Source organism: Kushneria aurantia DSM 21353, assembly GCF_000382245.1.
Lineage (GTDB): Bacteria > Pseudomonadota > Gammaproteobacteria > Pseudomonadales > Halomonadaceae > Kushneria > Kushneria aurantia.
In genome coordinates, this window is sequence record NZ_KB907871.1 from 102,645 (window position 1) to 122,120 (window position 19,476).

Sequence of the window (19,476 nt, forward strand, 5' to 3'; positions counted from 1 at the left end):
ATGGGGAGAGATTTTCGGTTTTTCAAGGGGGCAGTGAGAGACGCAGCGGCGCTGGCTGCCGAACGCTCAGGCGCTGTCGGTATTTTTCTGCTGGCGCCACTGTCGATAATCGTCGAGCTCTTCATCCAGTTTGGCCAATAGCCAACCGCCGATAATCACATCATCCAGCCAGCCCCAGCCGAGCAGAAAGTCGGGAATGAGGTCGATCGGGCTGACGATATAAAGCACGCAAACGCCCATAAGCATCACTGCACGGCGCGGTAGCGGCCGGTAGGCACCCCGCCACCAGTCCCGCATCATGGGAAAAAACGTTTTCAATGCCTTGAAGATACGCCAGTAGACTCGGCCGCGACCGCGAATCAGCCCAATGGGATTGAGTCGACCCTTCATATTCACTCTCCAGGGAAATGTTGCCTTGCAGAAGCACGGCGCTGTTACCGACTTCCATCCTGAAGATAGCAGTCGTGGGTTCGCCTGCCGCCCTTATCTGATACAAACTGTGCCGACCAGCGAAACGCCGCTTCAGTACAACATTGAAGCGGCGACCCAATGCGACAGATGACAGGAGTAATCCGGGTGAGTTTGAGGTTTCAATGGGCCCGGCGGTGCATGGGCATCGTGCTGGCGATGGCGACGGCCGCAACGGTACAAGCCGATGACGCCGCCGTGGATCGCGCACTGCAGGCGGCCAGAGCACAGCAGTGGTCGCAGATCGATCAACGAGCAGTCAGTGGTCATCCGCTGGAAGGCTATATCGACTACCACCGTTTGAAAGCGCGCCTGCCCGGCGTCTCTGCCGCCGAGGTGAATGCTTATCTCACACGCTGGCAGGATTCGGTGCTGTCGCAGTGGATGCGTGGCGTGGCGCAGGACGCCTGGGGCGTGCGCGGCGAATTCGATCGCTTTCTGGCCATCAGCGACGGCCCACCGGACGTCACACGGCGTCAGTGCTGGTATTACCAGGCATTGCTGGATCGCGACCCGCAGCGCGCGGCAGTAGGCGGCCGTGAGCTGTGGCGCGTGGGGCACTCACAGCCCGATGCCTGCGACGCCCTCTTCACCCGGCTGCGCGCCAGTGGCGAGATCGGCGCCGAGGATATCCGTGCTCGCCTGCTGCTCGCCTGGCGCGAGGGCGAGAGTGGACTGGTCAACTACCTGCTCGGCGAGCTGCCGATGGCTGACAGTCCGTTTCGCAGCGCCTTCGAGCAACTGCGCGCCGACCCGACGACGCTTGCCCGAATTCCCGCCCGGCTGCCTGCCAACACGGCCGGCGCAGCACCACTCTACAGTACCGCCATGGCCGTATTGACCCGCCAGGACACCGCTCGCGCCCTTGATACATGGCGCCGGGTCAAGGGCCGCACACCGCTCACCGAGGAGCAGCAGTTCGCCATCGAGCGCGACCTGGCCTACTACTCGATAGTGCGCGATATCGCGGCCAACGCCCAATGGGCCGATGCCGTCGCCGTACAGCTGAACGATCAGCAGCTTTTCGAGCTGCGCGCACGCCAGGCACTGGAGGAGCGCAACTGGCGCAGCGTGATCGGCTGGGTCGATCACATGCCGCCGGACGAGCGCGCCGGCGCCCATTGGCAGTACTGGCTGGGACGTGCTTATGAGCAGCTGGGCGATCAGCCACGGGCACGCGCCGCCTGGCAGCAGGCCGCCGGTGAGCGCAACTTCTACGGCTTCGCGGCGGCCGATCGTATCGGCCAGCCCTACGCACTCAACAATCGCCGGGTCGCTATCCCGCCGGCGGATCTCGAGGCGGCCGCTGCCCTGCCCCTTGTACAGCGTATCGATGCGCTGCAGCGTATCGATGAGCCGGGGCTGGCGCGCGCCGAGTGGTACTACGCCATGCAGCGGCTGAGCGATGCGCACAAGCCCGTCCTGATCCAGTACGCCCTTACCCGTCAGTGGTACGACCTGGCGATCCACGGCGCGATCGGCGGCGACTACTGGGATGTGCTGGCGTGGCGCTTCCCACAGGCCTATGCGCCACTCTTTCAGCAGTGGGGCGCCGAAAACGGCGTCGATGCCTGGTTTTTGATGGCACTGGCACGCCGTGAAAGCTCGTTCAACCCGGAGGCACAGTCACCGGTTGGTGCCCAAGGACTGATGCAGCTGATGCCGGGCACCGGCGAACACGTCAGCCAGCAGTTAGGGATTCCCTGGCGCGGTGTCGCAAGTCTCGAGCAGCCGGCACTCAACGTCCGCCTGGGCAGCGCCTACATTCGCGACATGGCGGCGCGCTACAGCGGCAACCGCATCGCGGCGGCGGCGGCCTATAACGCAGGCCCGGGTCGCGTCGATCGCTGGCTGGCAGGTAGCGACGAACCCTTCGATCTGTTTATCGAGGAGATTCCTTTTCGCGAAACCCGCGAGTACGTCAAGGCAGTGCTCGCTTATCGGGTCATTTTCGAAAGCCTTGCACGAGGCAGCAGCGAGGGTGTTCAGATGATCGACGCAAGCGAACGCAACGCACGTTACAGCAACGCTCTGCGCCGCTGAGAAAACCTGCAGGAAGGTGGGGTGGTCAGAGCAGCATCGTCAATAGCCACCCCACCCCCATCGTGGCGACCACAACACCGATCAGGATGACCAGACCGTCGCGAGCGATCATGCCCAGCGCAATCAAAAGCAGCATGCCGGCCGGCAGTGCGGCGGCGAAGGGAAGAAGCTCCAGCGGCGCCATCGACAGACTCAGCAGCACCACCAGCAGTGCAATAACGCGCCGTGCGAGGCCGCTGTCGACGAAGGTCAGGCGAGGTTTCAGCAGTCGCTCGACACTGTCCGTGCGCGGCGCGATACGCTCGACGGCATTGTGAAAACGTTGCTCACCGATCGAGACGCGCCTCAACCGCCGCGGCAGCCAGGGGTAATCACGACCGAACAGCTGCTGAATCGCCACCAATGCCATGAACAGACCGCAGGCGGTGGGGATGCCCGGTATCGGGCAGATCAACGCCAGTAACGCCGGCACTACCAGCATGGGCCCGAAGCCGCGCGATGCAAAGGTCTTCAGGATATCGTCAATGCTGATGTCGTTGCCGTGATGCCGTTGATCGAGCATGCGCAGTAGCCCACTCAGTCTGTCGCTGTCCGTCATCTCTCCGCTCGCCTCGTTACTGGCATGAATGTCTTTTGTCATGGCCGCCGGCGCGCGGCCATGACCCATGCAGCGCTATGCGTCGAGTGCTGTCGGCTTCTCAACACGTGATTCGGCTTCAATAAAGACGCGTTTAATGTCCTGATAAGCCTGTTTGAGCTCGCTGTCGAGCTCGCTGATCACCTGCTCCATCTGCTCGGCGGCCATGCTGCGACGAAAGCGCACGCTCAGATTGACCAGAATGAAGTTGGGTCCCATATGCATGGTCAACACCTCGTTGACCTTCTCGACCTGCTGATGCGCGCCGACCCGCTGACGAATATCGTCGACGACGCGCCGATTGGCGCTTTCGCCGATCAGCAGCCCCTTGGTCTCGACAGCCAGCCAGACCGCGGTGCCGCCCAGAATCAGCCCGATCAGCATCGAGGCGATGCCGTCAAACTCCTCGATACCGGTCAATTGCACCAGCACCAGCCCCAGCAGCGCAATCAAAAGCCCCAGCAGCGCGGCCGAATCCTCGAACACCACCATGAACATCGAAGGGTCCTTGCCACGCCTTACCGCATCGACATAGCTCCACTTGCCCTTCGTTTTGCGGAAGCTGTTGAGTGCGAAAAGCCAGCTGCCGCCCTCGAACAGGATCGCCAGTGCCAGCACGATATAGTTGATCAGCGGTGAAGAGACCGGCTCGGGGTCGATAACGTGAATGACACCTTCATAAAAGGAGATACCGGCGCCTACCGCAAAAATCAGGATGGCCACCACGAAACTCCAGAAATAGATCTCCTTGCCGTAGCCGAACGGGTAATCGGAATCCGGCGGCTTGTGCGAACGACGCAAGCCCAGCAACAGCAACACCTGGTTGCCGGTATCCACCACCGAGTGGATGCCCTCGGAGAGCATGGCGGCACTACCGGTAAAAGCGGCGGCCACAAATTTGGTAATGGCCACCAGCAGGTTACCCGCCATGGCGGCGTAGATTACGACCCTTGATTCGGAAGCCATCGGTCTCTTTTCTCCATTGTCACGGGGCGATAGAAGGCCGCGCGACGCCCCATGAGTCAGCTCGGCTGCGCACTCTCACCATGATGCCTTATCGATATCTGGTCGTTGAGCGTCCAGAAATCATAGAGCACACCCAGCAAAAAGAGGCCACCGGTGCAAAGATAGATCAAACCGGTGATCCATTTGCCCAGGTACATGCGATGAATGCCGAAAACCCCCAGAAAGGTCAGCAGTATCCAACTGATGGAGTAACTGCGGCTACCGGCATGAAAGCGCCTGTCGGCCTGACGATCCATCAATGGGATCAAAAAGAAGTCGATCAGCCAGCCGATCAGAAAAAGACCGAAGGTGAAAAACCAGATCGTGCCGGTTACCGGCTTGCCGTAGTAAAAGCGATGCGCGCCGGTGAAGCCGAAAAGCCACAGCAGATAGCCCAGAAGCTTGCTGTGCGTATCGGAAGGCAGGGCGGCGCCAGAGGGCATGGTGTTCATGGGCAGTCTCCTCGCGGGGTAACATTGCCGCTCAATATGGAGACGCTGGCGCCAACTCTCAATCATGGCCCCTCAGGCTCGATCGATCAGACGCCCGCTGATGCGACGCTCCATTCCCAGAAGGCCGGAGACCTCGCCGGAGTTCTGGACGACCTCGAACCCCACTCGCTCGTAGAGCCGGCGGGCGGGGTTCTCGGCAAACACCTTGAGCCGCATGCGGCTGGCACCCAACGCCTCCTGTCGGGCGATCCACTCGCGCAGCACTCGATCGCCCACCCCGCGGCCGCGCCAGCCGTCAACCAGATGCAGTTCGCGCAGATAGTGAATATCTTCGACCGAATCCCATGCGATCAGCCCCACGTCACGCCCCTCGCGTATCACAATGGCCGTTTCCAGCCGCAGCCATTGCTCGCGGAAAAGGCGCCGGCTGAACATCATGCGCCGCTTTTGCCAGTAGGGCGACATGGTCTCCTCCACCAACCGCTGGGCGAAACGCAGATCCCCCCGGTTATTCCCCTCTCGCCAGTCGGCGGGCCACTCCGGCTGCGAGGTGACAGCGCTCACAGCACGCCCAGCTCGCGCAGGCGTTCCTTGAGGTAGCTGTCAGCGCTGTGACGCTCGGACAGCACGACCTCGGGGCGCGGATGCAGAAAAAGCGGCAGCGACAGACGTGCACGCCCGCGAGCGGCGTCAACCGGGTTGATGACACGATGGGTCGTCGAAGGATAATAGCCGTCGGAAGCTTCCTGCAGCATGTCGCCCACGTTGATCACCAGTTGCCCGGGATCACAGGGTACCGCCAGCCACTCTCCGTCGCGCCCTTTCACTTCCAGGCCGGACTCATTGGCGGCCGGCAGCACAGTGATCAGATTGATATCCTCGTGAGCCCCCGCACGTACCGCTCCGGGTTCCTCACTACCGGAGAGAGGCGGATAGTAGAGCACGCGCAGCAGCGTTTGACGGCTGTCGCGAATCATTCCCGAAAGCGGCGCCGAAAAACGCTCGGACACCTCGACGGGCGTGTTGGCCTCGATCCACCCCAGCAGCTCGGCGGCGACGCCCTCGGCAATGCGATAGTACTCGCGGATGTCGGCTTCAAGCTGCTCCGGCACGGGCGATTCAGGGTAGATGTGGTAATACTCCTTGAGATCGCGCTGGCGCTGTCCCTTTGCGGTCTCGGAGACACTGGCCGGAAAAAAACCGGCGTGGGTGGCCGGGTCGTAGCGCCAGCGATGCTTTTCTTCGCTTTCAAAAAAGGCGGCCCAGCCGCTGTAGATGCGCTCGACCAGCGCGGCGGGGACCGGATGGTTGCGCACTACACCGAAGCCTGTCTCGCGCAGGGAGCGAGTGAATTGCTGCGGCGCCTGCGCATCCTGATAGTCAACGTTGCGGACCTGCATGCCTTTTCCCCTTGACGGTTGGGTATGAAAGGCATGATGGCACGTGCGCAAGGAATGGCAAATTATGCTTGACCTTGCGACGCGTGCTGGATCATGCTTCGCGAGTAGCTTTACAGGTAGCTGGCGGCATCGGTAGTGCCGAGCGTCACGATCCTGAAAGCCCAACGTAATATTACGGGCTGCGGCTCGGCATTGACTCGAAAAACGCAAGGACATCAAGATGGCAACCGGCACCGTCAAGTGGTTCAACGACACCAAGGGATACGGCTTTATTTCTCCGGACGAGGGCGGCGACGATCTGTTCGCTCACTTCTCCGAGATCCAGGCAGAGGGCTTCAAGTCGCTTCAGGATGGTCAGAAGGTCTCCTTCGAAGTGACTCAGGGCAAGAAAGGTCTTCAGGCCGCCAACATCAAGGCTATCGACTGATCATTCAGCGACGGCCCTGAGCAGCAGAAAAGCCCGCGCACAGCGCGGGCTTTTTGTTTTTCAGGCAGCCTTCGCCGGATCATTCAGGGCGTGTTGCTGTTGGCCTCGGGATTATTGATCTGGTTGGCACGCTCGGCCTGCTGCATCGTCCCCGAGCTGCCAACATTCGCCTCGGTGTTGCCATCGCGCGCCTGCTCGCGCTCGTCCTCAAAGCTACCCACTGTCTCGCTGGACTGATCAGCGGCGGCATCCTCGAGTTCATCGCGGCTGTTCTGTTGCGCTTGCTGCGCCTGCTCGGCCGCCACGTCAGCGGGTGCCGGCTCATCCTCACCGCCACAGGCCGTGACGGCCCATGCCGTCAGCAGTGCAAACCCCAAAACCGGAAGAGTACTGGCTTTCATTGATCGTTCCCGCATCGCGTTGATTCAAAAAACGGATTCAAGGCCCTGTGTATCAAGACCCTGTATACAATGAAGCATAGTCGATGGCGACCCGGCCCGCCTGGCCACCGCCCAGTCTTCAGCGGCCGATATCTTCATACCAGAGTTCGGGTTTTTCTCGAATAAAACGCGCCATCAGCTCAATGCAGCTGTCGTCCTGCAACACCTCGAGCGTGACGCCGAGCTCGCGCAGATGCGCCTCGGCGCCCATGAAGTTACGATTTTCGCCGACGATCACATGACGGATGCCATAGAGCTCGATCGCCCCGGAACACATCGCACAGGGTGACAGCGTGGTATAGAGCGTGCATTCGCGATAAACCCGTGCCGGCAGCCGTCCGGCGTTTTCCAGCGCATCCATTTCGGCATGCAGTACCGCACTGCCAAGCTGCTGGCGGCGGTTGTGGCCACGACCGATAATACGTCCATCGTGAACGATCACCGAGCCGATGGGTACACCGCCCTCCTCGAAACCGCGACGCGCTTCCTCCAGCGCCGCCTGCATGAAAGAATCGGACGCCATTATTCCCCTCCCCTGTGTTGGCGCTATGGCGTGCTGCGATGCGCCGTCTGCTGATTGCCGCGATACACCAGTGTGCACTCCTGCGGCAGGATGACCGACAGCGCCCCGGCGCGGACACTCACCTCGCCGTGGGTGAACTCGTGGAACTCGCCGTCAAGATTGATCGGAATCGGCTTGTCGCTGTCAAACGACATCGACGTGACCTGCTCATAGCGCACCATACCGCCGTTGCGCGGCAGTTCGCGAAGCTCGGGTATGGCGCGGCCGATGTTGGCAAAGGAGAAAGGGCGTATGGTCAGCACATCCAGCAGGCCATCGTTGAGCAGCGCCCTCGGCGCCAGCTCCTGACCACCGCCGGCCTGACAGCCGTTGCCGATCGCCAGTACCACCAGATTGCTGTGAAACTCCTCTCCACCGCTGCGAATGCGGCAGTTAAAGGGCTCGAAACGCCACGCCTGGGTCACCCCTACCAGCGAATAGGCCCCACCGCCCAGCAGTTTCTTGAGATAGGGTGGCGTATCGCTGGTCACCCTGGCGCCAAAGCCGCCCGACGCCATATTGATGAAATGAATGTCGTTGAGCCGCCCCACGTCGATACTCCAGGGAGTACCGTAAACCGCCAGCGACAAGGCATCCAGTGGCGGCCCGGGAATGCCGGTGGCGGTCGCGAAATCGTTGGCGGTGCCCATGGGGATGATACCCAGGGTGGGCCGATCGGCCGCGGGCAGTGCCATCAGCGCGTTGGTGGCCTCGTGCAGCGTGCCGTCTCCACCGGCAATCACCACTCGCTCGATGTCACGGCGGCTGGCCTTCTCGAGGAAGCGGCCGATATCGCCGCTCTCCCAGGTGACCCGAACCGACAGGCTGATGCCCTCGGAGCGAATGCGCGACACCGCGTCGCGAAGCGCGGGATTGCCAACCCCCTTGCCATTGACGATCAGCAGGACATTCAAACTTGCACACTCCTCGGCAGCCGCAAAACAGTATCGGTCGCGAAAACACGGGTGGCGCTGCACCGGCGCTTCACAAAGGCCAATATCATACTTCAGGATAGCATCGGGTGCGCCGCTTCGGGCTATAGGCCCGCGCGGGATCGCACCCCGATCGCTTACCGGAGAGACCATATGACCGCCACCACCATGGACAGCATCAGCTGGCAGGATATCCGGCATGCCGCCGATCGCCTGGCCGGCGTTGCGCATCGCACCCCGGTGTTACGCTCACGTCAGGCCGACGAACAGTGTCAGGCACGGCTCCATTTCAAGGCGGAAAACCTGCAGCGTGTGGGCGCCTTCAAATTTCGCGGCGCCTATAACGCCCTCGCCACCCTGAAAGAGCGCGGTGAAAGCGGCGTGCTCACCTACTCCTCCGGTAACCACGCCCAGGCCGTGGCGCTATCGGCGCGGCTGTCGGGACTTGCGGCGACTATCGTGATGCCCGCGGACGCGCCGGCATCCAAGGTCGCGGCAACCCGGGGCTACGGCGCCGAGATCATCACCTACGACCGCTATCGCGAGGACCGCCAGGCCATTGCCGAGACGCTGGCCAACGAGCGCGGAGTGCAAATCGTACCGCCTTACGACCATCCCGAGGTGATCGCCGGCCAGGCGACCGCCGCCTGCGAACTGTTCGAGGAGACCGGACCGCTCGACACCCTGGTGGTATGCCTTGGCGGCGGCGGCCTGACCGCCGGCTGCGCGCTGGCCGCCGAGCGGCTGGCGCCGAACTGCCGTATCGTGGCGGTAGAGCCGCAGGCCGGCAACGATGTTCAGCGCTCGCTGGCGGAGGGGCGCATCGTCACCATTGAAGCGCCACGCACCCTCGCCGACGGTGCGGCAACCACTCAACCGGGACGGCTTACTTTTCCCATCATTCAGCGCCGGGTCGAGGAGATCGTTACCGTCAGCGACGACGCCCTTGTCGAGGCAATGCGCTTTTTCGCCGAACGCATGAAAATGGTTGTCGAGCCCACCGGCGCGCTGGCCGCGGCAGCGCTTTTCCAGCGGCGTATCGAGGTGCGCGGTCAGCGCGTCGGTGTCATGATCAGCGGCGGCAACGTCGACCTGGACCGCTATGCGCAGCTTCTGAAAGGCGTGACGTTAGGCTGAACATACCCTCGGGTTTTATAAATCCAAATAGAATAAAAGCATTATAATCTATACCTTTTAATTCATTCGGAGTCCTGTCAGGATTCGCCTCCCTTCCCCGGGACGACAACAAGGATAGTCAGCATGTCACAAGGCCCGCTGCTCGATACCAACAGCCCGTTGAGCACCGATCAGGCCGGGCGCCTCAACGAGGTGCTGGGCCAGCTCGATCGTGATCAGCGCAGCTGGCTGAGCGGGTATCTCGCCGGACTCAACGCCTCCGGCGCCCAACCCGGCGCGGTCGAAGGCGGCGCACAGAGCACCGCCGCCCTGCCCGAAATTACCGTGCTTTACGGTAGCCAGACCGGCAATGCCGAAGGCGTTGCCGAGCTGGCGCGTGACCATGCCATGGCGCACGGCTTCAATGTGCGGCTGGTCGATATGGCCGACATGGCCAAAAAGGACCTCAAGGACCCCGCCAACCTGATGGTCGTGGTCAGCACCCAGGGGGACGGCGAGCCGCCCGATACCGCCATCGGTTTTTACGAGTTGATCAGCGGTCGCAAGGCACCGAAGCTGGACGGCCACCGCTTTGCGGTGCTGGGGCTGGGCGACTCCAGCTACGAGCAGTTCTGTCAGATGGGCAAGGAATTCGACGCCCGCTTTGCCGAGCTGGGTGCCGAGCGCATCAGTGACCGGGTCGACTGCGATGTCGACTATGACGAAGCCGCCGAGGCCTGGATCGAAAGCGTGCTGGCGCGCTTTGCCGAGGCGACCGGGGCCGGTGCGGCGCAAACTACAGCAGCAACGCCGGCCGCAGCCACTGGTGGCGACAGCCCGTGGTCGAAGAAAAACCCCTTCTACGCCGAAGTGCTCGACGCCGTGGTGCTCAACGACGAGGGTTCCAGCAAGGAGACCCGCCACATCGAGCTGTCGCTGGAGGACTCGGGGCTGGCCTATGAACCCGGCGATGCGCTGGGCGTGGTGCCGCACAACGATCCCGGCTATGTCGATGAGCTACTGGAAAAACTGCGCCTCCACCACGACAGCGAACTGGAGAGCGGCTCGCGGATTCGCGATGCCCTGCTGGCAGAGTTCGAAGTCACGACGCTGACCCGCCCTTTCATGGAGAAGTGGGCCGAGCTCAGCGACGACGCCGAACTGCGCCGGCTACTGGGGGAGGACGCCCGCGACGAGCTGAAGGAGTGGATTTACGGGCGCCACATCATCGACGTCATCGAACAGTTCCCGATCGAGAATCTCGATGCCGCCACCTTTACCCGGGCGCTGCGCAAACTGCCGCCGCGACTCTACTCGATCGCTTCGAGCTACAATGCTGACCCCGACGAAGTGCATCTTACCGTCGGCGTGGTGCGCTACGAGTCCCACGGTCGCAGCCGCAACGGCGTGACCACCGGCTACTTGGCCGATCACGTCCAGCCCGGTGACCGAGTGCCGGTCTATATCGACCGCAACAAGAACTTCAAGCTGCCCCATGACCCTTCGGCGGCAATTATCATGGTGGGGCCGGGTACCGGCGTGGCGCCCTTTCGCGCCTTCATGCAGGAGCGCGACGAGCTCGGCGCCGACGGCGACAACTGGCTGTTCTTCGGCGAGCAGCACTTTCGCAGCGACTTCCTCTACCAGGCGGAGTGGCTCAACTGGCGTGAAAAGGGGCTGCTGACGCGACTGGATGTGGCCTTCTCACGCGATCAGGCGGAAAAAATCTACGTGCAGGATCGCATTCGCGAAAAAGGGGCCGAGGTGTGGCAGTGGCTCGAGAACGGCGCGCATTGCTACGTCTGTGGTGATGGCGACCGCATGGCGGCCGACGTTCACCGCGCCCTGCTTGATGTCATCGGCGAACAGGGCGGCCTGGATGAAGAAGCGGCCGCCGGTTACCTGCGCGATCTGCAGCAGGCCAAACGCTATCAGCGGGATGTTTATTGATGAGCGATATCATTACCCGACTCCGTGACGAGTCACTTGACGAATACGCCCCCAACGAACGGCTCAAGGTCGACAGCGACTATCTGCGTGGCCGGCTGATGGAAGACATGGCGGACAACGCCACCGGCGCCGTCAGTCCCGACGATACGCAGCTGACCAAGTTCCACGGCTTCTACATGCAGGACGACCGCGACGTGCGCGATCAGCGCCGGCGCAAGAAGCTGGAGCCGCTCTACTCCTTCATGGTGCGCCTGCGCCTGCCCGGCGGGCGCATCTCCAGCGCCCAGTGGCTGACACTCGATGATGTCGCGACGCGCTACGCCAACGGCACCCTGCGCATCACCACACGTCAGACCTTTCAGTATCATGGCGTGTTCAAAAGCAATCTGCGCGCACACCTGAAAACCGTCAACGACGCCATGATCGACACCATCGCGGCCTGCGGCGACGTCAACCGCAACGTCACCTCGACGGCCAATCCGCACCGTTCGAAGGTGCATCGCCAGGTGTTCGACATTGCCGATGCGATCAGCACTCATCTGCTGCCCCGCACCCGCGCCTATCACGAGATTTTTCTCGGCGAGGAGCGCGTCGCCGGTGGCCCGGATGAGGTGATCGAGCCGCTTTACACCCAGCACTATCTGCCGCGCAAGTTCAAGATCGGTCTGGCGGTACCGCCGGACAACGAAACCGATGTGCACACCAACGACATCAGCTTTATCGCCGTTGTCGAAGGCGGCGAGCTGAAAGGTTTCAACGTCGCCGTGGGCGGCGGTATGGGCAGCACTCACGGCGAACCGGCCACCTACCCGCGCATCTCCACCCTGATCGGCTTCTGCGCTGCCGATCAGGCCGTCGACGTGGCGGAGAAAATCGTGCTGGTGCAGCGCGATAACGGCGATCGCAAAAATCGCAAACACGCCCGTCTCAAGTACACCGTCGATGATATGGGCGCCGAGACGTTTCGCGCCGAGGTAGAAAAATATCTCGGCCACGCGCTCGAAGAGGCGCGCGATCTTGCCACCACCGATACCGGCCCCTTTACCACCACCGGCGACATTCTCGGCTGGTACCAGGGCGAGGACGGCCAGTGGCACTACGGCCTTTTCATCGAGAACGGCCGCATTCGCGACTATCCCGACGACAACCCGATCCACGCCGGCATGCAGTTGATGAGTGGCATGCGCGAAATCGCCCGACTTCACGATGGCGATATCGTCCTGAGCTGCAATCAGAACCTGATCATCAGCTGCGTGAAGCCGGCAATGCGCGAACAGATCGATGCCATCATCGAGAGCTACCACATGCTCAAGAGCGTGACGCCGCTGCGCCAGCACTCGATCGCCTGTGTTGCCTTTCCCACCTGCGGACTGGCGATGGCGGAGAGCGAGCGCTACCTGCCCACCCTGCTGGACAAGCTCGACGCCGTCATGAAGGAAGCCGGGCTCGAGGATGATCCCATCATCGTGCGCATGACCGGCTGCCCCAACGGCTGCGGGCGCCCTTTCATGGCCGAGATCGGCTTCGTCGGCAAGGCGATCGGACGCTACAACCTCTATCTGGGCGGCGACTTCACCGGCACCCGCATGAACAAAATGTATCGCGAAAACATCGACGAGCAGACCATTCTCGACGAACTGACGCCGATGATTCAGCGCTACGCCCGTGAACGCGAAGAGGGTGAAGGTTTCGGCGACTTCGTGATTCGCGCCGGGATCATTAAGGCGACGGTCAACGGCCTCGATTTTCACGCGGCCTGATACCTGCAAGGCCCCGCTGTAGTGGCTGGGGCCTTCTGCGTTTTTGACACAGCTTACCGAAAAAAAGGCCCCATCACCGAGATGGGGCCTTTTGGCGTTTCTCGATCAGAGAAAACGCGGCGGCGGATCTTCGGTATAGGCCTCTTGCTGCCAGGCCGGATACTGATCGGCGCGCTCCCAGACCTGATAGTGCAGTCTCGACAGCATGATGGGGTCGTCGAGCATCAAAAGCTTGTCGCGATTGGCCATCCGCTGCGGCCCGCCGACCAGCGCCTGGCGCACCATGGCCTGACGCTGCGACTCGATCGCTTCGGACTTGTTGTGGCGCGCCACACCCATGGCACAGGCCAGGGCGTTATCGATCGGGTCGACCACACTCTGGGCGAAGGTCGCCGGTGCCGGTTGAGCCTCGGCATTGCGCACCAGCCGCCAGGTCGCGCGCAGTTCATGCGGCGGTCGCGACTCCTCGGGAATCAGGAACATCCGCCCGCGAAAGGCCGCGCGCCCCAGACTCACCTTGCTGGTGATCACCGATACCGGAATCGACAGCATCAGAGCGCCCACGATCGGCCACAGCCAGAGCAGAAAGCGCGGGTCGAGCCACACCACGAAAAGCGTCCAGGCAATGCCAAACAGGGTCTGACCGCCGTGACGGCCTATCGCATCGCGCCAGGTGGTCTCGCTGAAATCGCGCTGCGGCGACTTCCACTTCACCTCCACGCCGAACAGCGCCGCCAGCACGAAGCGGGTGTGAAACAGCATGCGCACCGGCGCCAGCAGCATCGAGATCAGCGACTCGACCACCATCGAAAGTCCCAGTCGCAGCGGGCCACCATAATCGCGTGAGCCCTTCGCCCAGACCACGATAACGCTGAGAATCTTGGGCAGGAACAGCAGCGTCAGGGTGGTGGAAAACAGCGCCACCGCGCGGCCCGGATTCCACTCCGGCCAGCGCGGGAAAAGCTGCATTGGCTCGGTAAAGTAGGCCGGTGTGGTCAGGGTGTGCACCGCCAGCAGAGCGGTCGAGAGCATCAGAAACAGAAACCACAGCGGCGCCGACAGATAGGACATCACCCCGGTCAGAAACACCGCGCGATGCACCGGGTGCATGCCGCGCACCAGAAACAGCCGGAAGTTCATCAGGTTGCCCTGGCACCAGCGCCGGTCGCGCTGTAGTTCGTCAAGCAGATTGGGCGGCATCTCCTCGTAGCTGCCGGGCATGTCGTAGGCGATCCACACGCCCCAGCCGGCACGGCGCATCAGCGCCGCCTCGACGAAGTCGTGGGAGAGAATTTCGCCGGACAACGCGCCCTTGCCGGGCAGCGGCGCCAACGAGCAGTAATACATAAAGGGCTCGACGCGAATAATGGCGTTGTGCCCCCAATAGTGCGACTCGCCCAGCTGCCAGAAATGCAGGCCGGCAGTGAACAGCGGCCCGTAGACCCGGGTGGCAAACTGCTGCAGACGGGCGTAGAGATTGTTGCTGCCCGCGGCCAGCGGCGCCGACTGGATAATACCGGCGTCCGGATTGGCCTCCATCAGCTGCACCAGCCGGCTCAGACAGCGCCCGCTCATCACACTGTCGGCATCCATCACCAGCATGTAACGGTATTTGGCGCCGAAGCGGCGGCAGAAATCATCGATATTGCCGCTCTTTTTCTTTACCCGACGTGCACGGCGGCGGTAGAAGATGCGACCGAAACCCTCGACCTCGCGGCACAGCCGCAGCCAGGCGTGGTTCTCCGCCACGCACAGATCGGGATCATAAGTGTCGCTGAGCACGTAAAAATCGAAGTGATCGATATTGCCGCTACGCTTGACCGACTCATAGGTCGCCCGCAGGCCGGCGAAAACGCGGTCGACATCCTCGTTACAGATCGGCATGACAATGGCGGTGCGCGCCTCGTCACTGATCGGCTCATCGCCGCTGCTGGAAGCGGAGATACTGTAGCGATCGCGCCCCTTGAGCAGCTGGAAAAAGCCCATCAGCGCTGTCCAGAAGCCCGCCGACACCCAGCAGAACAGCAGCGCGAAAAGAATCAGCTCGGCCAGTTCCAGAAGCTGCGCCCCCTGGTAGGGCAGCACCGTGCTCATGTACCAGACCGCCACGGCGCTCTGCCCTATGACCAGCAGCAGCAGAATCCAGCGCCGGATCATACCCACGGTTTGCCAGCGCTGTTGCCGGGGGGCTTCGGGCCCGCTTTTTCGCCTGCGCCGCTGCTGCTCACTGCCGCGGCGCAGGTGATAGCCCTTTTTCAACCGCCTGATGGGATTGGTAGTCCAGGGGTGCGGCGCGATGGAGGTACGCTGAATCGGCGGCATGGTACGCAGACAGGCGCGACCGGCCGAATCCGTACCCAGCACCTCGGGAGGTGCCAGGGGGGCGCTGCCGTAGGCCAGTTCGAGCCGGCGCAGTACCGAAGCGCTGGCCGGATCGTCCTGCGGCGGCGGCTGGCCGCCGAGGTCCTCGTGGACGCGAAACAGCGGCACATCCTGCTCGGCCATCTCGAGCAGCTCGCGGCGCTCCGTCAGGCGCGGTGCGTTGCGCGCCAGGCGCTCCAGATAGGCGCGCGCCGGGCTTTGGTGAGCGTCATGATCATCCATTGGCAGGCAGCACGTAGTTCCAGGTTTCGGTCAGGCGCTGCGCACTGCTCTGACCATTCTGACCACTACTCTGCGAATCGCTGCTCTCCAGATAGGCTTTGATGTCGACCGGCTTCGCAGTGTCTTTGGCCTTGACGCTCACCTTGAGACGATAGCCGCCCATGGCAGGATTGCGCACCACCTGGCTGCGCACCAGCTCACCGTTATCGCCGACATCAAGATTGGCGCGAATGTTGCCGTCGTTGTCGGTGGATTTCAGCGGCGGGCCGACAAAGTCGACCACGAACATGGTGCTGTCATCGCTCTGGCGCACCAGGTTGTCCTGGATTACCTCACCCCGCGAGCGGCGGGTCTGCGCCACCCAGCCCAGATCAGGATTGTGATAACGCGCCTCGTCGAGCGTCCAGTTGATGGTGTAATTGTAATCGAGCGGCTGATTGGTGGGCAGATCGGCGCTCGGCTGCCAGAAACTGACGATGTTGTCGTTGGTCTCGTCCGGGGTGGGAATCTGGATCAGCGCCAGCTGACCTTCACCCCAGTTGCCCTGCGGCTCGATCCAGGCACTGGGACGCAGATCGTAGCGGTTTTCAACATCCTGATAGGCGTCGAACTGGTGGTCGCGCTGTAAAAGCCCGAAGCCGCGTGGACTGCTGGCCGGATAGCTACTGTCACTGAGTCGTGCGGGATTGGCCAGCGGGCGCCACAGCCACTGCCCGTCCTGACCGGCAAGCAATAGACCTTCGGAGTCGTGAATGGCGGGACGAAAGTTGAGCTGACTGGCGGGCTGGGCCGAGCCGTAGAGATACATGCTGGTCAATGGGGCAATACCCAGCCTGGAGACCTGGCGACGCAGGAAAAGACGCGACTTGACGTCGACCTGGGTATCGCTGCCCGGACGCAGCACGAAACGGTAGGCACCGGTAGCGCTGGGTGAATCGAGCAGCGCATAGATGATCAGATAGCGGTCCTCGGGCTGCGGCTTGACCACCCAGAACTCGCTGAAGCGTGGAAACTCTTCACCGGAGTTCAGGCCGGTGTCGATCGCCAGACCACGCCCCGACAGACCGTAGCGCTGCCCCTTGCTGGCCACACGAAAATAGCTGGCCCCCAGAAACACCATGGTTTCCTGCTTGTGATGCGGGTCGGCGCCGTAATTGATGCTGAAACCGGCAAAACCGAGATTCTGAAACTGTGAAGGGTCGACGTTCAGATCGCCGTAGTTGAAATTACTCGGCGAAAACTGCAGTTCATTGACGCTGTCACCATCCACCGCATTGACGGTCACCGGCGTGTTGTAGTGCATGCCCTCGTGGAAAAAGCTCAGATCAAAGCGCAGGTCGTCATCGCGCCAGTGCGACTGAGCGGGCTTGTACTGAATCTTCTGATAATCGGCGAACCCCAGATTGGCCAACGCGTCGGGCAGGTTATTTTGCGGGGCGCTATAGCTGCGCTGCGCCAGCTCCTGCGCCTGCTGGCTGACGTCCTCGAAGTCGAAGGCGAAAAGTGGGAAGGATGACAGCAGGGCCGCCATCCCCAGGGCATAGACAGCGCCTTTTTTCTTCATTACTGAAAGTGTGTCGCCGGATAGACGGCGACCAGGGCAAGACGTCGATAGGAAATTGCGCATAAGCATCCTTGAAGCACCCGCACTGACTCTGACGGGCGTGATTGTGCAGTGGCCAACAGGCGGCATGATCATCGGCACCGGCACCAACATCCTGTAGTGCCGTTGTTAAGGAAACGCTGCATAAATGCCTGCGCCAGCGAATCGCTGCGTTGCGTGGTACTCGAACACTCGCCTAACCCCATGTTATGTCTCGTGTTCTGTGTTCCATGCGCCTTGCGCTTCATCTCGCTCGTCGATTTATTCAGCGTTTCCTTAAATGGTGCTGTTTAACATGTCGCCTCGGTGGATTCCAGTAGCGACATACCAGAGCACGCGCCAAAAGCCATATTTCGAAAGGCCACCTGATTTGTACAGGCTATTCTAACCGTGATTTTATTCATTCTCAGCAGTCGGCATCAAAGGCACGCCTTTATTTACCGACTGTTACATCGAGACATCCTTTTTAACCTTTGCGGGCTCCCCGAGCCCTTCAATAGCAGTCCTCAGGATACCGGCCCCCATCACGCCCAGCAGCATCAGCAGCCACTGCGGCGGCAGCGGCAGCAGCGTCATCAACGACGCTATCAGCGCACCGCCGCCCATCTGAAAGCAGCCGATCAGCGCCGAGGCACTGCCGGCACGCCCGGCGTGCGGCGCCAGCGCAAGGCTCATGGCCGCCCCCAGCGTGAACGAGAAGCCGGTGGCCATCAGGGCATTGATCAGCATGAAGGCAGCTACGCCGGCAAAACCCGCCAGCATGGTCAGCCCGTGCAGCACACCCCCCAGTACCATAATATTCAGCCCAAGGCGGATCGCGCCGCCCTGGCCGAGACGGCGAATCAACAGCGGCGCGACAAAATAGGCCGCCACGTTGATCGCGGCGACGCCACCGAACCAGGCACCGAAGGCGATCTCGCTCAGCCCTGCCTGCTCGATCAAAAGCAGCGGCGCGGTGGTCACATAGGTGAGGATTACCGACATACCGATGGCGGCCACCAGGGCGTAAAACAGAAAATGGCGATCGGCGAGAATGGCGGCAAAGGTGTGGGGCCGGAACTGCGGATATTGTGGACGCAAATGGCGCGGTCGGGTCTCCTGCTGGCGCCACAGACACAGCAGTGACACGGCCAGCGCAAACAACACCATGAAGACAAAGCTGGCACGCCACTGCCACAGTGAGGCCAGTACGCCGCCCAGCAGTGGCGCCAGTGCCGGCACCACACAGACCGCGGCGTTGAGCAGGCTATACACCCCGGCACCGCGCTCGCCACTGAACCGATCGCGTACGCAGGCAAAGGCCACCACGGTAGCAATGGCGGCGCCGACACCCTGCAGCCCCCGTGCCACCTGGAAAAGATCGAGACGTTCGGCCATAGCGGCGACAAGTGCCGCCAGCGCATAGAGCAGTGCCCCGACGAGCGCCATGCGCCGACGTCCCAGCCAGTCGACCAGCGGCCCGGCCAGCAGTTGGCACAGCCCCATGCTGATCAGATAAAGCGTGATCGACCAGCGCAGCGCTGTACTATCGACGCCAAAGTCACGCGCCATTACAGGCAGCGAGGGCAGAAAAATATCCACCCCCATGGGGGTCAGTACGATCAGCCCCATCATCAGACCGATCAGCCATCTGTTGCCCTGCTCTGCGTACATGTTCTGCTCCCTGCGGCCGCTGCACTTTAACCGGCCATATCGCGACCAGCCACCCCATTCGCTATTCAATCGACCACAACACGACTAGGCTGATGTCAATCGGCACAATGTAGAACAGGTCGAAGTAGTCGCCCCTGCTAAACCCCGATTTTTTCCGGGGAGTCGAATTCGGCTCTCCTTATACTGGCCAATGAGCACAAAAAATTGAAGATCATTGACCGGACATAACGCCAAAATAGACCTGAAAAGCGGAAAAAGTAACAGACAAAAAGAAGCTCCCTGAGCTTCTTCATGACTTTCCTCAAATTCATGCCGACACCACACAGCAGCGCATGAATCCGATCGCCCTTGCGCCCTTTCAGATAACAGCGTGACAGCAATCCTTCGCTTTTCATGTGACCGATGATGGGTTCTATACTGTTTC

Annotated in this window: 17 protein-coding genes and 1 pseudogene; 5 read left to right on the forward strand and 13 right to left on the reverse strand. The window is 61.7% G+C overall.

Annotated features, from left to right (window positions below; translation table 11 throughout):
* Positions 1-66 precede the first annotated feature (66 nt).
* Positions 67-390, reverse strand: coding sequence for a YkvA family protein (locus H146_RS0109120; protein WP_019951571.1), 324 nt, complete (start codon positions 388-390; stop codon positions 67-69).
* A 186-nt stretch (positions 391-576) separates the two neighbouring features.
* On the opposite strand from H146_RS0109120, the gene H146_RS0109125 reads away from it, so the two are divergent.
* Positions 577-2,511: a transglycosylase SLT domain-containing protein gene (locus H146_RS0109125; protein WP_245558710.1), complete on the forward strand. Its 1,935-nt coding sequence runs from the start codon at positions 577-579 to the stop codon at positions 2,509-2,511.
* Between the two features lie 25 nt (positions 2,512-2,536).
* On the opposite strand, the gene H146_RS0109130 is transcribed toward H146_RS0109125, so the two are convergent.
* The 5 genes from H146_RS0109130 to H146_RS0109150 all read right to left on the reverse strand — a co-directional run bounded on the left by H146_RS0109130 (position 2,537) and on the right by H146_RS0109150 (position 6,005).
* Positions 2,537-3,151 carry an exopolysaccharide biosynthesis protein gene (locus tag H146_RS0109130; protein ID WP_245558712.1) on the reverse strand — a complete coding sequence of 205 codons (615 nt, stop codon included), beginning with the start codon at positions 3,149-3,151 and terminating at the stop codon, positions 2,537-2,539.
* A 33-nt stretch (positions 3,152-3,184) separates the two neighbouring features.
* Positions 3,185-4,114 (reverse strand): cation diffusion facilitator family transporter, encoded by a 930-nt coding sequence (locus H146_RS0109135; RefSeq protein WP_019951574.1) that lies wholly within the window; start codon positions 4,112-4,114, stop codon positions 3,185-3,187.
* Positions 4,115-4,170: 56 nt separating this feature from the next.
* A complete protein-coding gene (locus tag H146_RS0109140) occupies positions 4,171-4,605 on the reverse strand; it encodes an NINE protein (RefSeq protein WP_019951575.1) in 435 nt (144 codons plus the stop codon).
* A gap of 72 nt (positions 4,606-4,677) precedes the next feature.
* A complete protein-coding gene (locus H146_RS0109145; RefSeq protein WP_019951576.1) occupies positions 4,678-5,169 on the reverse strand; it encodes a GNAT family N-acetyltransferase in 492 nt (163 codons plus the stop codon).
* A complete protein-coding gene (locus H146_RS0109150) occupies positions 5,166-6,005 on the reverse strand; it encodes an isopenicillin N synthase family dioxygenase (protein WP_019951577.1) in 840 nt (279 codons plus the stop codon). The genes H146_RS0109145 and H146_RS0109150 overlap by 4 nt, the downstream gene beginning before the upstream one ends.
* 220 nt (positions 6,006-6,225) lie before the next feature.
* On the opposite strand from H146_RS0109150, the gene H146_RS0109155 reads away from it, so the two are divergent.
* Complete coding sequence (locus tag H146_RS0109155; protein WP_019951578.1) at positions 6,226-6,432, forward strand: cold-shock protein; 207 nt, start codon at positions 6,226-6,228, stop codon at positions 6,430-6,432.
* Positions 6,433-6,515: 83 nt separating this feature from the next.
* Here H146_RS0109155 and H146_RS0109160 read toward each other — a convergent pair whose 3' ends face one another.
* The 3 genes from H146_RS0109160 to yegS form a co-directional block, all read right to left on the reverse strand.
* On the reverse strand, positions 6,516-6,833 hold the full coding sequence (locus H146_RS0109160) for a hypothetical protein (RefSeq protein WP_019951579.1): 318 nt from the start codon (positions 6,831-6,833) through the stop codon (positions 6,516-6,518).
* A 118-nt stretch (positions 6,834-6,951) separates the two neighbouring features.
* A complete protein-coding gene (locus H146_RS0109165; protein WP_019951580.1) occupies positions 6,952-7,395 on the reverse strand; it encodes a nucleoside deaminase in 444 nt (147 codons plus the stop codon).
* Positions 7,396-7,418: 23 nt separating this feature from the next.
* Complete coding sequence (gene yegS / locus H146_RS0109170; protein ID WP_019951581.1) at positions 7,419-8,348, reverse strand: lipid kinase YegS; 930 nt, start codon at positions 8,346-8,348, stop codon at positions 7,419-7,421.
* A 171-nt stretch (positions 8,349-8,519) separates the two neighbouring features.
* Here yegS and H146_RS0109175 point away from each other — a divergent pair, with 171 nt between their 5' ends.
* The 3 genes from H146_RS0109175 (at position 8,520) to H146_RS0109185 (ending at position 13,192) form a co-directional block, all read left to right on the forward strand.
* Positions 8,520-9,503, forward strand: coding sequence for a threo-3-hydroxy-L-aspartate ammonia-lyase (locus H146_RS0109175; protein WP_019951582.1), 984 nt, complete (start codon positions 8,520-8,522; stop codon positions 9,501-9,503).
* A 123-nt stretch (positions 9,504-9,626) separates the two neighbouring features.
* Positions 9,627-11,432 (forward strand): assimilatory sulfite reductase (NADPH) flavoprotein subunit, encoded by a 1,806-nt coding sequence (locus tag H146_RS0109180; protein WP_019951583.1) that lies wholly within the window; start codon positions 9,627-9,629, stop codon positions 11,430-11,432.
* Positions 11,432-13,192: an NADPH-dependent assimilatory sulfite reductase hemoprotein subunit gene (locus tag H146_RS0109185; RefSeq protein WP_019951584.1), complete on the forward strand. Its 1,761-nt coding sequence runs from the start codon at positions 11,432-11,434 to the stop codon at positions 13,190-13,192. Before H146_RS0109180 ends, H146_RS0109185 begins: the two co-directional genes overlap by 1 nt.
* Before the next feature lie 105 nt (positions 13,193-13,297).
* Here H146_RS0109185 and mdoH read toward each other — a convergent pair whose 3' ends face one another.
* The 4 genes and pseudogenes from mdoH to H146_RS22140 form a co-directional block, all read right to left on the reverse strand.
* Positions 13,298-15,796, reverse strand: coding sequence for a glucans biosynthesis glucosyltransferase MdoH (gene mdoH, locus H146_RS0109190; RefSeq protein WP_019951585.1), 2,499 nt, complete (start codon positions 15,794-15,796; stop codon positions 13,298-13,300).
* Positions 15,789-17,360 (reverse strand): glucan biosynthesis protein G, encoded by a 1,572-nt coding sequence (locus tag H146_RS0109195; protein WP_026351870.1) that lies wholly within the window; start codon positions 17,358-17,360, stop codon positions 15,789-15,791. The genes mdoH and H146_RS0109195 overlap by 8 nt, the downstream gene beginning before the upstream one ends.
* A gap of 486 nt (positions 17,361-17,846) precedes the next feature.
* The gene (locus tag H146_RS18970; RefSeq protein ID WP_019951587.1) at positions 17,847-19,052 is read right to left on the reverse strand and encodes a multidrug effflux MFS transporter; all 1,206 of its coding nucleotides are present in this window, start codon (positions 19,050-19,052) and stop codon (positions 17,847-17,849) included.
* Between the two features lie 137 nt (positions 19,053-19,189).
* Positions 19,190-19,476 (reverse strand): annotated as a pseudogene (locus H146_RS22140) (hypothetical protein); the annotation flags it as partial.

Coding starts and splice junctions, on each gene's coding strand:
- H146_RS0109135 (WP_019951574.1), bottom strand. CDS start 4,114: ATGGCTTCCGAATCAAGGGTCGTAATCTACGCCGCCATGGCGGGTAAC.
- H146_RS0109140 (WP_019951575.1), bottom strand. CDS start 4,605: ATGAACACCATGCCCTCTGGCGCCGCCCTGCCTTCCGATACGCACAGC.
- H146_RS0109185 (WP_019951584.1), top strand. CDS start 11,432: ATGAGCGATATCATTACCCGACTCCGTGACGAGTCACTTGACGAATAC.
- H146_RS0109160 (WP_019951579.1), bottom strand. CDS start 6,833: ATGAAAGCCAGTACTCTTCCGGTTTTGGGGTTTGCACTGCTGACGGCA.
- H146_RS0109120 (WP_019951571.1), bottom strand. CDS start 390: ATGAAGGGTCGACTCAATCCCATTGGGCTGATTCGCGGTCGCGGCCGA.
- H146_RS0109165 (WP_019951580.1), bottom strand. CDS start 7,395: ATGGCGTCCGATTCTTTCATGCAGGCGGCGCTGGAGGAAGCGCGTCGC.
- H146_RS18970 (WP_019951587.1), bottom strand. CDS start 19,052: ATGTACGCAGAGCAGGGCAACAGATGGCTGATCGGTCTGATGATGGGG.
- H146_RS0109130 (WP_245558712.1), bottom strand. CDS start 3,151: ATGACAAAAGACATTCATGCCAGTAACGAGGCGAGCGGAGAGATGACG.
- H146_RS0109180 (WP_019951583.1), top strand. CDS start 9,627: ATGTCACAAGGCCCGCTGCTCGATACCAACAGCCCGTTGAGCACCGAT.
- H146_RS0109150 (WP_019951577.1), bottom strand. CDS start 6,005: ATGCAGGTCCGCAACGTTGACTATCAGGATGCGCAGGCGCCGCAGCAA.
- H146_RS0109175 (WP_019951582.1), top strand. CDS start 8,520: ATGACCGCCACCACCATGGACAGCATCAGCTGGCAGGATATCCGGCAT.
- H146_RS0109195 (WP_026351870.1), bottom strand. CDS start 17,360: ATGAAGAAAAAAGGCGCTGTCTATGCCCTGGGGATGGCGGCCCTGCTG.
- mdoH (WP_019951585.1), bottom strand. CDS start 15,796: ATGGATGATCATGACGCTCACCAAAGCCCGGCGCGCGCCTATCTGGAG.
- H146_RS0109155 (WP_019951578.1), top strand. CDS start 6,226: ATGGCAACCGGCACCGTCAAGTGGTTCAACGACACCAAGGGATACGGC.